Origin of the sequence: Acidihalobacter yilgarnensis (genome assembly GCF_001753245.1) — a bacterium.
In the GTDB taxonomy this organism is placed as follows: domain Bacteria; phylum Pseudomonadota; class Gammaproteobacteria; order DSM-5130; family Acidihalobacteraceae; genus Acidihalobacter; species Acidihalobacter yilgarnensis.
This window is the reverse complement of the sequence record NZ_CP017415.1, coordinates 1,316,771-1,331,299: the sequence shown is the minus strand read 5'-3', so window position 1 is coordinate 1,331,299 and position 14,529 is coordinate 1,316,771. Positions and strand designations below refer to the sequence as shown.

At 59.9% G+C, this 14,529-nt stretch carries 18 protein-coding genes; 6 read left to right on the top strand and 12 right to left on the bottom strand.

The window, feature by feature from the left end:
• Window positions 1–3: 3 nt before the first annotated feature.
• The 3 genes from BI364_RS06300 to BI364_RS06290 form a co-directional block, all read right to left on the bottom strand.
• On the bottom strand, window positions 4–1,044 hold the full coding sequence (locus BI364_RS06300; protein WP_070078006.1) for a thioredoxin family protein: 1,041 nt from the start codon (window positions 1,042–1,044) through the stop codon (window positions 4–6).
• Between the two features lie 75 nt (window positions 1,045–1,119).
• Window positions 1,120–1,785: an endonuclease III domain-containing protein gene (locus BI364_RS06295; RefSeq protein WP_070078005.1), complete on the bottom strand. Its 666-nt coding sequence runs from the start codon at window positions 1,783–1,785 to the stop codon at window positions 1,120–1,122.
• A 6-nt stretch (window positions 1,786–1,791) separates the two neighbouring features.
• Window positions 1,792–2,589 (bottom strand): pseudouridine synthase, encoded by a 798-nt coding sequence (locus BI364_RS06290; RefSeq protein ID WP_070078004.1) that lies wholly within the window; start codon window positions 2,587–2,589, stop codon window positions 1,792–1,794.
• A 71-nt stretch (window positions 2,590–2,660) separates the two neighbouring features.
• Here BI364_RS06290 and moaB point away from each other — a divergent pair, with 71 nt between their 5' ends.
• Window positions 2,661–3,182, top strand: coding sequence for a molybdenum cofactor biosynthesis protein B (gene moaB, locus BI364_RS06285; protein WP_197495911.1), 522 nt, complete (start codon window positions 2,661–2,663; stop codon window positions 3,180–3,182).
• A 12-nt stretch (window positions 3,183–3,194) separates the two neighbouring features.
• On the opposite strand, the gene BI364_RS06280 is transcribed toward moaB, so the two are convergent.
• From BI364_RS06280 to BI364_RS06255, 6 genes are all read right to left on the bottom strand, one after another.
• Window positions 3,195–3,611 carry a GtrA family protein gene (locus tag BI364_RS06280; protein ID WP_070078002.1) on the bottom strand — a complete coding sequence of 139 codons (417 nt, stop codon included), beginning with the start codon at window positions 3,609–3,611 and terminating at the stop codon, window positions 3,195–3,197.
• A 2-nt stretch (window positions 3,612–3,613) separates the two neighbouring features.
• Entirely contained in the window at window positions 3,614–4,357 is a 744-nt protein-coding gene (gene scpB / locus BI364_RS06275; RefSeq protein ID WP_070078001.1) for an SMC-Scp complex subunit ScpB, read from the bottom strand.
• 9 nt (window positions 4,358–4,366) lie between these two features.
• A complete protein-coding gene (locus tag BI364_RS06270) occupies window positions 4,367–5,191 on the bottom strand; it encodes a segregation and condensation protein A (RefSeq protein ID WP_233279588.1) in 825 nt (274 codons plus the stop codon).
• A gap of 46 nt (window positions 5,192–5,237) precedes the next feature.
• Window positions 5,238–6,455 carry a tryptophan--tRNA ligase gene (locus BI364_RS06265; RefSeq protein ID WP_083251193.1) on the bottom strand — a complete coding sequence of 406 codons (1,218 nt, stop codon included), beginning with the start codon at window positions 6,453–6,455 and terminating at the stop codon, window positions 5,238–5,240.
• 8 nt (window positions 6,456–6,463) lie between these two features.
• Window positions 6,464–7,126, bottom strand: coding sequence for a site-2 protease family protein (locus BI364_RS06260; protein WP_070077999.1), 663 nt, complete (start codon window positions 7,124–7,126; stop codon window positions 6,464–6,466).
• A gap of 68 nt (window positions 7,127–7,194) precedes the next feature.
• Window positions 7,195–7,821 (bottom strand): L-threonylcarbamoyladenylate synthase, encoded by a 627-nt coding sequence (locus BI364_RS06255; protein ID WP_070077998.1) that lies wholly within the window; start codon window positions 7,819–7,821, stop codon window positions 7,195–7,197.
• A gap of 109 nt (window positions 7,822–7,930) precedes the next feature.
• On the opposite strand from BI364_RS06255, the gene BI364_RS06250 reads away from it, so the two are divergent.
• The 3 genes from BI364_RS06250 (at window position 7,931) to BI364_RS06240 (ending at window position 9,861) form a co-directional block, all read left to right on the top strand.
• Complete coding sequence (locus BI364_RS06250; protein WP_070077997.1) at window positions 7,931–8,557, top strand: septation protein A; 627 nt, start codon at window positions 7,931–7,933, stop codon at window positions 8,555–8,557.
• The gene (locus BI364_RS17810) at window positions 8,558–8,857 is read left to right on the top strand and encodes a YciI family protein (RefSeq protein WP_070077996.1); all 300 of its coding nucleotides are present in this window, start codon (window positions 8,558–8,560) and stop codon (window positions 8,855–8,857) included.
• Between the two features lie 74 nt (window positions 8,858–8,931).
• A complete protein-coding gene (locus tag BI364_RS06240) occupies window positions 8,932–9,861 on the top strand; it encodes a peptidylprolyl isomerase (RefSeq protein ID WP_070077995.1) in 930 nt (309 codons plus the stop codon).
• A gap of 73 nt (window positions 9,862–9,934) precedes the next feature.
• Here the strand turns inward: BI364_RS06240 and prmB are convergent, their stop codons facing one another.
• Window positions 9,935–10,810, bottom strand: a complete 876-nt coding sequence (gene prmB / locus BI364_RS06235; RefSeq protein ID WP_070077994.1) for a 50S ribosomal protein L3 N(5)-glutamine methyltransferase — start codon at window positions 10,808–10,810, stop codon at window positions 9,935–9,937.
• Window positions 10,811–10,951: 141 nt separating this feature from the next.
• Between prmB and asd the strand changes: the two genes are divergently transcribed.
• Entirely contained in the window at window positions 10,952–11,815 is an 864-nt protein-coding gene (gene asd / locus BI364_RS06230; protein WP_070077993.1) for an archaetidylserine decarboxylase, read from the top strand.
• A 4-nt stretch (window positions 11,816–11,819) separates the two neighbouring features.
• Here the strand turns inward: asd and epmA are convergent, their stop codons facing one another.
• Both epmA and efp read right to left on the bottom strand, forming a co-directional pair.
• A complete protein-coding gene (gene epmA, locus BI364_RS06225) occupies window positions 11,820–12,782 on the bottom strand; it encodes an EF-P lysine aminoacylase EpmA (protein ID WP_083251192.1) in 963 nt (320 codons plus the stop codon).
• 7 nt (window positions 12,783–12,789) lie between these two features.
• Window positions 12,790–13,359, bottom strand: coding sequence for an elongation factor P (gene efp / locus BI364_RS06220; protein WP_070077991.1), 570 nt, complete (start codon window positions 13,357–13,359; stop codon window positions 12,790–12,792).
• A 58-nt stretch (window positions 13,360–13,417) separates the two neighbouring features.
• On the opposite strand from efp, the gene epmB reads away from it, so the two are divergent.
• Window positions 13,418–14,446: an EF-P beta-lysylation protein EpmB gene (gene epmB, locus BI364_RS06215; RefSeq protein WP_070077990.1), complete on the top strand. Its 1,029-nt coding sequence runs from the start codon at window positions 13,418–13,420 to the stop codon at window positions 14,444–14,446.
• The last annotated feature ends 83 nt before the right edge of the window (window positions 14,447–14,529 follow it).

The following is a 14,529-nucleotide window of genomic DNA, read 5'->3' as shown; positions in this document are numbered from 1 at the left end:
CCGCTAGCGCCAGATATCCACCTTGATACCGCGTGCCCGCAGGGCATCGGCACGCGATTCGATATAACGCTGGAATTCCGGTTGCGTCCGATACGCGCCCGATGCGACATAATCGAGCACCGACTGCACATGAAACGCACGCAGGTACCCACCCGTGGAAAACACTCGCTGTCCCGCTCGGTCGAAAAACACCATGCTGGGCGCGTAGTCGATACCCAAGGCATTGGCCCAATCCGCCGCAGTGCTCGCCTTGCCTGCCGGCGTGGTCAACGGCGTGGGTGCCCACATATCGAGCACCACGATCTGAAAGTCTTTGAGTAAATGCTGCGTCTCCGCACGCCTGAAAACAACCTCGTGCAGCTCGTCACAGTCGCGACACTCCTGCTGCTCGAAAAGCACCATCAACGGTCTGGAATCCGCCTTGAGTGCAGCCTGTAACTGATAGGGCGCCTTCAGTGCGCCGGGCACCGTATGCAGCCGCCCACTGGCGGGTTCAGGCAAGGTACGGGCAAGGTATTCACGGAAGCTTTCCTTCGCATCCAACCCTTCCCCTACATAGCTTATCGCTGCGAGAAAACGATGCGGCGGGAAATAACCGTTGATACGCAGCGCAACCTTGCCATCCGTGTCGAGCAACAGCACCGTGGGGGTAAACATGACCTTGAGTGCGCGGGCAAAACGCTTTTCCGTGGTGTGCTGACCATCGAAATCGGTTACCTCGCGATCACCCCACAGGTTGATCGCGATGACATCGAAGTAACGGCGCGTCGCATCGGCAATGCGCGACTGCGCGAAATTATCGCGTAGCAATTTGGCGCAGTAGGGGCATCCGTCCTGATAAAAGTAGAGCATGACGCGTTTGCCTTGCGCCGATGCCTCGGCGACATCCTCACGCATGTCGAGAAAGGACTGCTTAAACCAAGGCGGGTGTTCATGGGCGCCTGGATTGACCAGACCCGGCGCCAGCTCACCCTCTACCCTTGCCTGTACGCCGGTGACACCCAGTCCGAACAGCGCCAACAAGAAACAACAAATGATTCGCATCCCCCCCTCCCGCGAATCCGGGAGGGATCGCGGACATCTTCTTCACCCAAGTATAGACACCGCGCGATGATGCATTCAGCCTCGACCCAAGCGGCATTCCCCACGCAAGCAACATGTCGAGCAATCCGGTCGCGGGCGGCATACATGCTTGGCATGTGCCACGATTAGTGCGTGATATTCGCCATACCGTCCGGCATCCGGAGACAGATTCGCCTCGAAGGCAGCACGCAGTTGTTCGTAAGCAGCCGCCGCTGGCAACAGCCCCAAGCGGCCGAACAGACGACGTGTATAGGCGTCAATCACGAATACCGGTCGATAGAAGGCGTACAGCAGGATATCGTCGGCAGTTTCAGGTCCAATCCCGCTTACATTGAGCAGTGCCTCACGCAGACATCCCGTTTCGAGACCGCTCAGTGTCTCGAAACCACCGCTATCGTGATACCAATTGGTAAAGGCGGACAAACGCCGAGCCTTGAGGTTGTAGTAACCCACCGGGCGCAGATACTCAGCAAGCACGTCCAGGGGAAGCGCTGCCATGATATGTACATTGAGCATTTCTGCGGTGCGCAGCCGTTCCAACGCTCTTTCGACGTTTTGCCAGCGGGTGTTTTGGGTCAGGACCGCACCGACCATCATTTCAAAGGGCGTATCGGCGGGCCACCAATGTTGCGGGCCGTGGGTATCCAGTAGACGCGTGAAAACCGCCTCGGCCCGAGTACGCTCCAGAACCAACCGTTCCAACTTGCGTCACCGACGCCGGGAGGGTCGCGTCCGTTTGGGAGGGCGGGTTGGGAACGGCGGGTTGACGCCTGCCGCTTTGTAAAGCTCGCGCAGCTCGTTCTCATCAAGCGCCCGCCAACGGCCGGCACGTAGCACTCTTCCGAGCTGAATCGGCCCGTAACGCACACGGATCAAACGGCTGACGACCAAACCAACGGCCTCCCAAAGCCGTCTCACCTCGCGTTTGCGCCCTTCCTTGAGCACCACATGGAACCAGTGATTCGATCCACCGCTGCCACCGGCGTCGATCACATCGTCGAAGCCTGCCGGGCCATCATCGAGTTCGATACCCGTGCGCAGGCGGGTAAGCTGTTCCTCGCTCGCCTCACCCCGTATGCGTACAGCGTATTCGCGCTCGATGCCGCTGGATGGATGCATCAGTTTGTGTGCCAACTCGCCGTCGTTGGTGAACAGCAACAGGCCGGAAGTATTGATGTCGAGACGACCTACGCCTACCCAGCGGCCACGTGGCAGATTGGCGTAAACACTCGGTCGCCCCTCCGGGTCGCTACGCGTGCTGACTTCACCTTCCGGCTTGAAGTAGACGATGGTTTGCGGTTCCTGCGCGATACGGCGTGACAACGACAGCGGACGGCCTTGACGTGTGACGCGATCGCTCGCTGTGGCACGGGTGCCCAGAGTCGCAACCTCGCCATTGACCGTGATCTCTCCGGCCGCGATCCAGGTTTCAATTTCGCGGCGAGACCCTAATCCGGCCCGGGCCAGCAGCTTCTGCAATCTTTCTGGAGGTACACTATCGTTCATGCCGACATTGTACCCGACGACAGGCCGTTGGCGGCCCGTTTTGTCGATCGCACCAACTACGGGAGCCCATCGTGACCCAAGCAGCCGAATTCATCCCTCTGAACATCGCCGTACTGACCATCTCCGACAGCCGCACCGAGGCTGACGACACCTCCGGTCAAGTCCTCATGGAGCGCATCACAAAGGCAGGTCATCACATCGCTGAGCGATGTATCGTCAAGGATGACATCTATCAAATCAGAGCGACGCTGTCGCAATGGATAGCCTCCCCGAAAATTCATGCCGTGATCTCGACCGGCGGCACCGGCGTCACCGGGCGCGACGGCACCCCTGAGGCAATCAGCCCCTTATTGGACAAGGAAATCGAGGGGTTTGGCGAACTGTTCCGCTCGCTGTCCTACGAGGAAATCAAGACATCCAGTATCCAGTCTCGGGCGATCGCCGGCGTAGCGAATGCAACCTACATCTTCTGCTTGCCTGGGTCCTCCGGCGCCTGCCGCACAGGATGGGATCGCCTGATCGAGGCTCAACTCGATCACCGTACCCGGCCTTGCAATCTGGTTATGCTGATGCCCCGCCTGCTTGAACGCTGAGCGATACCCAGTTCAACCCGTGGCGGTATCGGCGGCGGTCGCGAAGGCAAACCGACGATCAAGCCGGTATTTCAGCCAATAACCGATGGATAAGCCGATCACTGCGCCCGCAGTGCGCCAGGCATGTGTGCCGAAGGCGTGATAGAAACCGAGCTCGCAGGCCCAGAAAATCAGCGTCGTGAACGCACCAGTCGTCGCGTACAGCATGAAAGTACGTACATCGTGCGCGGCATCGCGCGTGCGGTAAGCAAAGATATAGCGCTTGTCGAGCACGTACTTCGCATACAGACCGACCAGCGTGCCGGTCGCCATCGCCACATACAAGGCATAAACTTGGTGCTCAAACAGGAGCAGCGTGACATCCTGGGTTAGTAGGTTCGCAAGCGTCGCCAAGGCGGCGAACAGCGAATAACGCAACGCCAGCGACATGTCTAGGCTCCGCCGTCCTGCGGTTTGGCTTCGGCTTCGGCTTCGGCTTCGGCTTCGGCTTCGGCTTCGGCTTCGGCTTCGGCTTCGGCTTCGGCTTCGGCTTCGGCTTCGGCTTCGGCTTCGGCTTCGGCTTCGGCTTCGGCTTCGGCTTCGGCTTCGGCTTCGGCGCCTATCGCCTCCGGGTCGCCCAGATCTAACTGAGGATGCAGGCCTTCGATATCCATAAATTCGGCCAACGGCGGCAGTTCATCCAGGGATTTGAGCCCGAAATAATCCAGAAACCCGCGTGTGGTCGCGTACAGTGCTGGCCGCCCCGGCACCTCGCGATGGCCGACGACACGGACCCAATCCCGCTCCTGCAGCCCTTTGATAATATGGCTGCTCACACTGACCCCGCGTACGGATTCAATCTCACCGCGAGTGATCGGCTGTCGATAAGCGATCAAGGCCAGTGTCTCAAGGGTAGCCCGAGAATAACGCGGCGGCCGTTCTTCCCATAAACGATGGATCCAGGGCGCCAATTCGCTCTTGATCTGCAGCCGGTAGCCACTGGCCACTTCGCTCAGCTCGTAGCAGCGAGAATCGCAATCATCCGCGAGTTCGCCCAAGGCCTGACGAATCGCCTGGCGATCCAGCGCCGGCTCCTCACCTTCGAACAAACGCTCCAGGCGTTCGAGACTCAGCGGTTGCGTAGCGCTCAGCAGTGCAGCCTCGATGACTTGCCGAATGATCGGTATTTCACTCACAGAATGACCTCAACGATCCGCGCGTTTGACATAAATCGGCGTGAAGGGCTCGTTCTGAACCAGCTCGATCAGGTGTTCTTTAAGCAGTTCCAACAGGGCCAACAGGGTGACCACCACGCCGCGGCGTCCTTCTTCCGGGGAGAAAAAACCGGTGAATTCGATGAAATCATCGCCCAGGCGTTCCAACACGCGCGACATACGTTCGCGAATGGACAAGGGCTCACGTTGGATATGATGGTGGGTGAACATCTGTGCACGCCCCATCACTTCACGCAGTGCATGAAGAATTTCGCGTAAATCGACCTCGGGTTCAGGTCGCGCAATCTCTCGTGGAGGCGGCGCCACGTTGACGGCAATCCAGTCACGATCCATGCGTGGCAACGCATCGATGTCTTCAGCTGCGCGCCTGATGCGCTCGTATTCCTGCAAACGGCGGACCAGCTCGGCACGCGGATCGGCCTCATCGGCCTCGACCTCGGCGGGTCTCGGCAACAGCATGCGCGATTTGATTTCCGCCAATACTGCGGCCATCACCAGATACTCGGCGGCAAGTTCCAGCCGCAGATTCTGCATCAGGGCGATATAGTCCACATACTGACGCGTCACCTCGGCGATGGGGATATCGAGTATGTTGAGGTTCTGGCGTTTGATCAGGTACAGCAGCAGGTCCAGGGGGCCTTCGAAGGCCTCAAGAAAGACCTCAAGTGCGTCGGGGGGAATGTATAGATCCTGCGGCGGATTCGACAGTGGTTCGCCCCAGACCAAGGCAAACGGCAGTTCTGACTGAGCGTGACCCGTGGCGTGTTCGCTACTTATGAGGGTGTCTTCGCTCACAAGCAGGCATCCGATCGAAAGTGGAGTGCCGTCACGCGGAACACGCTCAGCGGTATGCCAGCCCCATGGCGCGGCGGACCTCGCTCATGGTCTCGCCCGCCACATCGCGCGCGGTTTCAGTCCCCTCATTCAGCACGTTCTGTACCAGTGTAGGGTCGGCTTCGTACTCGCGCGCGCGCTCCTGGATCGGGCGCAGCTCCGCCAGCACCGCATCGATGACCGGTTGCTTGCAATCCAGACAGCCAATACCGGCGCTACGGCATCCGGTCTGCACCCAGTCCAGCACATCCTGCCCTGAATACACTTGGTGAAACTGCCATACCGGGCATTTTTCTGGCTCGCCGGGATCCGTGCGGCGCACCCGCGCCGGGTCCGTCGGCATGGTGCGGATGTTTTTTTCGACGTCTGCAGGGGCATCACGCAAAGCGATGGTGTTGTGGTAGGACTTGGACATCTTGCGTCCGTCCAAGCCCGGCAGCTTGGAGGCACGCGTCAGTAGCGCTTGTGGCTCGGGCAGAATGATGCGTCCTGAACCCTCAAGATAACCGAACAACCGCTCGCGATCACCGATCGATAGATTCTGCTGCGACTCCAACAGCGCGCGCGCCACTTCGATGGCTTCCGCTTCGCCTTGCTCCTGATAGCGTCGGCGCAAATCGCGATACAGCCGCGCATTCTTCTTACCCATCTTGGCGATGGCCTGCTCGGCGCGCTCTGCAAAATCCGGCTCGCGTCCATAGAGGTGATTGAAGCGGCGCGCAATTTCGCGTGTGATCTCGAGATGCGGCACCTGATCCTCACCAACCGGCACCATGCCGGCCTTGTAGATCAGGATGTCGGCGCTCTGCAGCAGCGGATAGCCGAGAAAGCCATAGGTGGCTAGATCACGGTCCTTAAGTTGTTCCTGCTGGTCCTTGAAACTGGGGACACGTTCGAGCCAGCCCAACGGCGTAATCATGGATAACAGCAGATGCAGTTCTGCGTGTTCGGGCACCCAAGACTGCACGAACATGGTCGCCGAGCCGGGGTTGATGCCCGCCGCCAGCCAATCGATGACCATTTCCCGCGTGTTCTCCTCCAGGCGGGTCAGGTCTTCGTAATGCGTGGTCAACGCATGCCAATCCGCCACGAAGAAAAAACACTCATGGGTGTGCTGAAGATCCACCCAGTTCTTGACCACACCATGGTAGTGCCCCAGATGCATGCGGCCTGTCGGTCGCATGCCAGACAAGACACGCTGATTCGGCACAGGTACGGAACTCACGCCTTCTCCTACAGATGTGGCAGACCAAAAAGGTTGTATATCCCTCCACCGATGAGGGCGTAAATCGGGCCGATGATCATGGATAGCACATGCGTCATCAGCAAAACCACGAGGATGATAAGTCCATAGGGTTCGATGCGATCCAGGCGGTCAGACCAGATGGGTGGCAGCAGACCAGAAAGCACGCGCCCACCGTCCAGCGGCGGCAAGGGCAACAGATTCAGGATCATCAGAATCAGATTGATGGAGATGCCTGCTTGCCCCATCAGGGTCAATGGCACGGCGAAGCTGCTGCCGGTACTCGCGAAGCTCAGACCAAGCTTCATCACCAGCGCCCAGAACAGTGCCATGGCAAGGTTCGCCATCGGGCCAGCGACCGCCACCAGGGCCATGTCGCGCCGCGGATGTTTGAGATTATTGAAGTTGACCGGTACCGGCTTGGCCCAACCGAAGATAAAGCCGCCGAGCACTAATAAGGCCAGAGGCACCACAACCGTACCGATAGGATCGATATGACGCAGCGGATTGAGACTCAACCGGCCCAGCATTTGTGCCGTGGTGTCGCCGAGACGCTTGGCCGCATAGCCATGAGCCGCCTCGTGCAGGGTCACCGCGAACAGCACTGGCAGTATCCAGATGCTAATGGTTTGTATGATCTGATCGGGACTCATAAGCGGCGAATTATACGCGATCCCCTCACTCGAACGGGGAAAACTTCTCGTCTACGCGCTTCATCCGATCAATCGGCCTGAAGATGGCTGGCATCCCCCTTACCCGCACGCAATATACGGGGTGGAATCTCGTCCAAATCGATCACGGTCGTCGGCTCCACGCCACAAGTACCACTGTCGATCACCAGATCGACCTCGTGTTCCAGACGCTCGCGAATCTCGTAACCCACGGTATGCGGGAGCGTATCGCCGGGCAACCACAACGTGGTGCTCATCAGCGGCTCTCCCAAGGCACCAAGCAACGCTTGCGCTACCGCGTTGTCGGGCACGCGCAGGCCGATGGTTTTCCGCTTGGGGTTCTGCAATCGCCGCGGCACTTCTCGGGTGGCGGGCAGCAGGAAGGTATAGGGTCCCGGTGTCAGCCCCTTCATCAACCGGTATGCACGGTCGTCGACCTTGGCATAAACCGATATTTCCGACAGATCTCGGCACACCAGTGTGAAATGATGGCTCGGCTCGATTTTGCGGATACGGCGAATACGCTCTTGTGCCGATTTGTCTCCGATCAGGCAACCCAAGGCATAACAGGAATCCGTGGGGTAAACGATCACACCACCACCGGACAAAATATCGACGGCCTGGCGGATCAGGCGCGACTGCGGATTTTCCGGGTGTATCTCGAAATACTGACTCATGAGCGCCTTCGCGTAACGGGAATCGACATGTTAGCGCCAGGGATCAGTTTACGCACCCATCGCTAACGATCTGCTATCATCGCCGGATGAGCCAACACCGGGCCCGGACATGAAACTGCTTTTCGATTTTTTCCCGGTTCTCCTGTTTTTTCTGGTCTACAAGTTCTACGCATCGATCCCGCCAGAGATCATCCATGCGCTGAATCCGCTACTCCCGCTGACGTTGAAAGCGGGCGATCACGCCGACGCCATCTTCCTGGCCACGGCGGTCGCTATTGCGGCTTCGTTCCTGCAGGTCGCACTTTACTGGCTGCGGCACCGCCGATTCGAAACCATGCACCTGGTCTCGCTTGCGCTGATCAGCGTATTCGGTGGCGCCACCCTCGCCTTTCATGACCCTCTGTTTATCAAGTGGAAGCCGACGATCCTCAACTGGCTGTTCGCAGCCGCGTTCCTGGTCAGCCATCTGATCGGCCAACGCACACTGGTTGAGCGCATGATGTCTCACGCCATCACCGTACCTGCCGCGATCTGGCGGCGACTGAACATGGGCTGGATTATTTTCTTCATCATCTCCGGCGCGCTCAACATTTGGGTCGCCTATCGCTTCAGTCAAGAAACCTGGGTGGACTTCAAAATGTTCGGCATGCTCGGGCTGAGTATGATTTTCATCATCGCCCAGGCCTTTTATCTCGCCCGCTTCATGCAGGACACCCCGGCAGACGAGGAAATCTGAATGCTTTACATCATTTTTGCGCAAGATCACCCCGACAGCCTGCAAAAACGCCTTAGCGCACGTCCTGCGCACGTCGCTAGGCTTCAGAGCCTACTCGATCAAGGTCGACTGGTACTCGCCGGTCCGATGCCGGCCATCGACAACGACGATCCAGGCCCGGCAGGCTTCAGCGGCAGTACGATCATCGCCGAATTCGAAACGTTGTCCGAGGCACGCGCCTGGGCCGAGGCAGACCCCTATGTCGCCGCCGGTGTCTACGCCGACCTCGACGTTCGCCCCTTTCGCCAGACCTTCCCCTGAATCGGGGTGCATTGTCTTCGCAGCACTGCCGCGATATTTCGCCCCCTCTCTACCATCGATCCGGAAACCCGCCCATGAAATTCAGAATCGTCTGGCTCACCGCCAGCCTAGCCATTGCCGCTACCCTGCTCACCGGCTGCCAGTCCAAATCTACCGACGCCACCACAAGCGATACGCACGCCGCGCCGCCGAGTGCCGATGTGGTTGCCACGGTCAACGGTCGACCGATCACGTTGGCCGAATACGATAATTACATGGTCGGACGTGCCCAGCAGATGCCCAACGTGAAACTCAGCCGCAAGGCCCTGCTCGAAGAACTCGTGGACATGCAACTGCTCAAGCAGGCAGCCGTGAACGCAGGTATCAACAAGCGTCCGCAGATTCAGGCAAAGATCGAGGAAAACACTGCCAACACTTTGATTCAGGCACTACTCCGAGAAAAATTCGGACATCCACAATACAGCGACGCCGAACTCGAGAAGACCTACAAGCAGGTCGTCTCCCAATCGGGTGGCACCGAATACAAGGCCAGTCACATTCTACTGAAGACCAAGGCTGAAGCTGAAAAAGTCATTGAGCAGCTCAACAAGGGCGCGAACTTCGCGGCCCTGGCCAAGAAAGACTCGATCGCACCCTCCGCACCGCAGGGCGGGGAGCTGGGCTGGTTCACGGCAGACACCATGGTGCCACCGTTCACCGCCGCCGTGGAAAAACTCAAACAGGGCGAGTACACCAAGTCCCCGGTGCATACACGCTTCGGCTGGCACGTGATTTTGTTGCAGGGCACGCGCAAGCTCAATCCGCCGTCCTTCGCGGAAGTCAAACCCAGAATCGAGTCGCTGCTCACGCAACAGGCGATTCAGAAATACGTCAGCGACCTGCGAGCGAAGGCGAAGATCACCACCAGCATTGACCATATCCCGACGGCCACCACCACGGTCAAGCCAGCCGCCGTCAATCCGCCGACGATCAAGGAAACCAAAGGCGAAATCCCGACCACCTGACCTGGATTCCGCCCTACCGGCGGCGCGGCGCCCTAGCGCGCTACGCCGCTGGATGCCTCGATCTGTTCGCGCGTCAACAAAAACACGCCCTCCCCCCACGCTCGAATTCGAGCCAGGTGAGCGGCCAACCGGGCAGACGCCGGCTCAGCGCAGGTGCGCTATTACCTACCTCTACGACCAGAATTCCGCCTGGATTGAGATGGTCGATAGCCTGTGCCAGCAAGGGCATGACCACGTCCAATCCGTCTTCACCGGCTGCGAGTCCCAATACGGGCTCATGCTGGAACTCAGGACTGAGGCCCGCCATGTCGGCGGCATCCACATAGGGTGGATTGCTCACGATAATGTCGTAGCGCGCCGACCCGAGCGCCGACAGACCGTCCGAATGCACTGTGCGCACCCGTCCCGCCAGACCATGGCGGGCCATATTGGTTTCGGCAACGACCAGCGCATCCGGTGAGATGTCGACGAGATCGACTTCAGCATCGGGAAAAGCGTAAGCGCAGGCGATACCGATACAGCCACTGCCCGTGCCCACATCCAGCACTCGATTTACCCGTTCCGCTTCGATCCACGGTTCAAAGGCTGACTCGATCAGCTCCGCAATTGGCGAACGCGGAATCAACACACGCTCGTCAACATAGAACGACAGCCCACAGAACCATGCCTCCTGCGTCAGATAAGCGGCCGGCCTGCGATCGTCGACGCGCCGCGCGAGCAATTCGAGCACGGTGCGTCTCTCGGCAGCGGTCAAGCGCGCGTCGAACCATGAGGCATCCACGTCGGGCGACAGATGCAAGGCATGCAACACCAGATACACGGCCTCGTCCAGCACGTTGCCCATGCCGTGCCCGCAGGTGATGCCCGCCTCGGCGAATCGGCTTGCGCCCCAACGCATCACGTCTCGCAAGGTCGACAACTCGCCGGTTTGTGCCTCCAAAATTTCCATTTCATCCCTCTCCGCCGCCAGCCACGCGCGGCAAAAAATCAGCGATAATACGCCCCCACGTCGGGCAAACCCATCCGCAGGTCCGCAAACCTTGGTCGTGCGCAGGCAGGATGCCCGCGATACCCATCTGGAAATCGAGACATGCTGAGCAATTATCTGAAAGCCTGGCCGCTATACCTGCTGCCGCATCATGCGCTTTCGCGCGTCATTTACGCGCTGACCCGTATTCGCTCGCCGCTAGCAGCACCGGTCATCCGTTGGTTCGTCCGGGTCTATGGCGTCGATCTTGAAGAAGCGGTACATACTCAAATACGTGAGTATCCCAGCTTCAACGCTTTTTTCACGCGTGCGCTGCAGTCGACGGCCAGACCGCTGGATAGCGATCCGAACAGCGTAATCTCGCCGGTGGATGGCACGGTCAGCGCGATCGGGAGCATCGACGCCGACCGCATCTTCCAGGCCAAGGGACGCGACTACAGCTTGGCCGAATTACTGGCCGGAGAGGATGCCGCCCAGCCCTATCGCGACGGCAACTTCAGCACACTCTATCTCTCACCCCGAGATTACCATCGTATCCACATGCCCATCGATGGCGTTCTTCGGCACATGACCTATATACCCGGCCGCCTGTTCAGCGTCGCGCCGCATACGGTGGCCACAATCCCGCGACTGTTCGCGCGCAACGAACGCGTGGTCGCACACTTCGATACGCCGGTGGGGCCTATGGCCGTGATCATGGTCGGCGCCATCAACGTAGCCGCCATCGAAACCGTGTGGGCCGGACTGGTTACACCGCCAGCGGGGCGGCATGTCTGCCAACTGAGCTATCCCGACGATGGCGACGAGGCGATACGCCTGGCGCGTGGCGCTGAACTCGGACGCTTCAACATGGGATCTACGGTGATCCTGCTGTTTGGACCCGGCGCGATCGACTGGTCTACCGAGCTGGCCACCGGCCAAGCAGTACGCATGGGTAGCCGCCTGGCACTGCGCTGCGCCGACTGAACCCTCAGGCGCGATCCCAAGCGAAGGCGACCACTTCAGACAGGCGCGACCGACCGGTCAACCACAGCAGCAAGCGGTCCAGGCCCAGCGCCACCCCGGCGCAATCCGGCAGTCCTGCTGCCAGCGCGTCGATCAATCGACGATCCGGCGGTCGCCTCGGCGCATCGGTGGCAACGCGGCGACGCACATCCTCATCGAAACGGCGCGCCTGTTCGTCGGCATCGGTCAATTCGTGGAAGCCGTTAGCCAGTTCCAGCCCGCCCGCGAAGACTTCGAAGCGCGCCGCCACCGGCGGGTCGCCGGCGCGGATGCGGGCCAGGGCGGCCTGACTGGCCGGGTAATCACCCACCACCGTCAGGCGGTTCGACGGAAATCCGGGGGCGACCACCACGCCCATCAGTAAATCGAGCCAGCCATCACGTGAAAGATCGCCCTCGGGGCACACACCCGCATCGCTGGCGGCGACAACCAGTTCGGCCACCTCGGCTCGATGTGGGTCAAGCCCGAGCCGTGCCTCGAACGCCTGTGCGTAACTGAGGCGGGCGACTTCGAAGTCAGGCGCCAGAGCCAAGGCGTCAGCAACCGCGCGAATCAGCGCGACGACCTCGTCGGCCAAGCGCGCATCGTCCCAACCGAGGCGATACCACTCCAGCAAAGTGAATTCAGGGTTGTGGAAGCGGCCTTGTTCCTCGGCACGGAAGACCCGGCAGATCTGGTAGATGTCGCCGCTCCCGGCCGCCAGCAGGCGCTTCATTGGGAACTCTGGCGATGTTTGCAAATAGCGCTTCGCGGCACCGTCCAGTACCGCGAAGCTTTCGATCATCGGATCGGTGGTTGCGCCGACCGACAGAGCGGGCGTTTCGACCTCCATCGCGACGTGTGTTGCAAAATAGTCGCGTACGGCCGCCAGCATCTGGGCACGCTGAGCCAGCACCTCCGTCGCTGCGGAAGGGACCCAGTCCATCAATGCCGATTTACTTGCTGACGCGGGAGACGTATTCGCCGGACCGCGTGTCGATACGCAGCACTTCGCCCTGCTCGATGAACAACGGCACCTTGACCACGGCACCGGTCTCCAGCTTGGCGGGTTTGGTGCCGCCAGTAGCGGTGTCGCCACGCACGCCTGGATCTGTCTCAACGATGGTCAATTCGACAAAATTCGGCGGCGTGATGGTCAGTGGTTGATTGTTCCACAGGGTTACGATGCAAGTATCTTGATCCTTGAGCCAAGCCTTCGCGTCGGCGACGGCAGCCTCACCTGCAGCGTACTGTTCGTAGGTATCCGGCACCATGAAGTGCCAGAATTCGCCATCCGCATAGAGGTACTGCATATTGACGTCGACCACGTCCGCCGCCTCGACGGTTTCGCCCGACTTGAAGGTCTTGTCAATCACGCGACCCGTCTTAAGATTGCGGATGCGCACCCGATTGAAGGCCTGGCCCTTGCCCGGCTTGACGAACTCGTTCTCGACGACCGCGTAAGGATCGTTGTCCAACATGATCTTCAGCCCACCACGAAACTCACTTGTGCTGTATGTCGCCATAGTCCCCTCTCGGTATCGCGCCGCGCGCCGAGGCAATTGAAGTAAGATAAAGCCGCATATGATAACGCTTACAACACAGGCAATACAGAACCACGACGATGCGCGCGGCGCGGCTTGGCGCCACGCGCTGCGGATGGCGTTCCGCGACCCCCACGAGCTACTGGAATATCTGGGTCTACCCGCCGATCTGATCGCCGGTGCCGAGCAACCGATACGTGAATTCCCCTTGCTGGTACCCCGGGGATACGCCGCGCGAATGCAGCGCGGCGACCCGCACGACCCGCTGTTGCGTCAGGTGCTGCCTCTGGGTATCGAGAACGCCAAGGTACCCGGATTCGTGGCCGATCCGGTCGGCGACCTGACCTCCCTCGCCGGTCCCGGCCTATTGCACAAATATCAGGGGCGCGCGCTGCTGATCGCCACTGGCGCCTGCGCGATCCATTGTCGCTACTGCTTCCGGCGCCATTTCCCCTACGCCGAGGCGAGCGCCTCACGCGGTCACTGGGCCGAGGTACTGGAAACCCTACGCGCCCACCCAGAGATCGACGAAATCATCCTCAGCGGTGGCGATCCACTGATGCTCGACGACGACAAGCTCGGCGAACTGGTGTCGGCGCTGGAACACCTGCCGCAGCTCAGGCGCCTGCGCGTGCATACGCGGTTGCCCATCGTGCTGCCGGAGCGCGTCGACGACGCATTATTGGCGTGGATCGGACGCAGTCGGCTGCAAGTCATTTGCGTAATTCACGCCAACCATGCCAATGAACTCGACCACTCGGTTGCCCATGCCCTCACGCGTCTACGCGACGTCGGCGTCACGCTGCTCAATCAGAGCGTGTTGTTACGCGGGGTGAACGACCACGCCGAGATATTGTCGGAATTGAGTTTGCGGCTGTTCGAATGCGGCGTCATGCCCTATTACCTACACCTGCTCGACCCGGTCGCAGGAGCTGCGCATTTCGAGATCGAGGAGCAAGATGCCACGCATATCGTGCGCGCAGTTCGCGCGCGCCTGCCCGGCTATCTGGTGCCGCGTCTGGTCCGCGAGGAAGCCGGACAACCGTCGAAAACCGATATTCCGCTATAGCTTGGATCGGAGAGGCTTCAACCTGGGCCGAGATAGCGCTACTATTGCCCCATAATCACGAATTTTCATAATAATCACATACA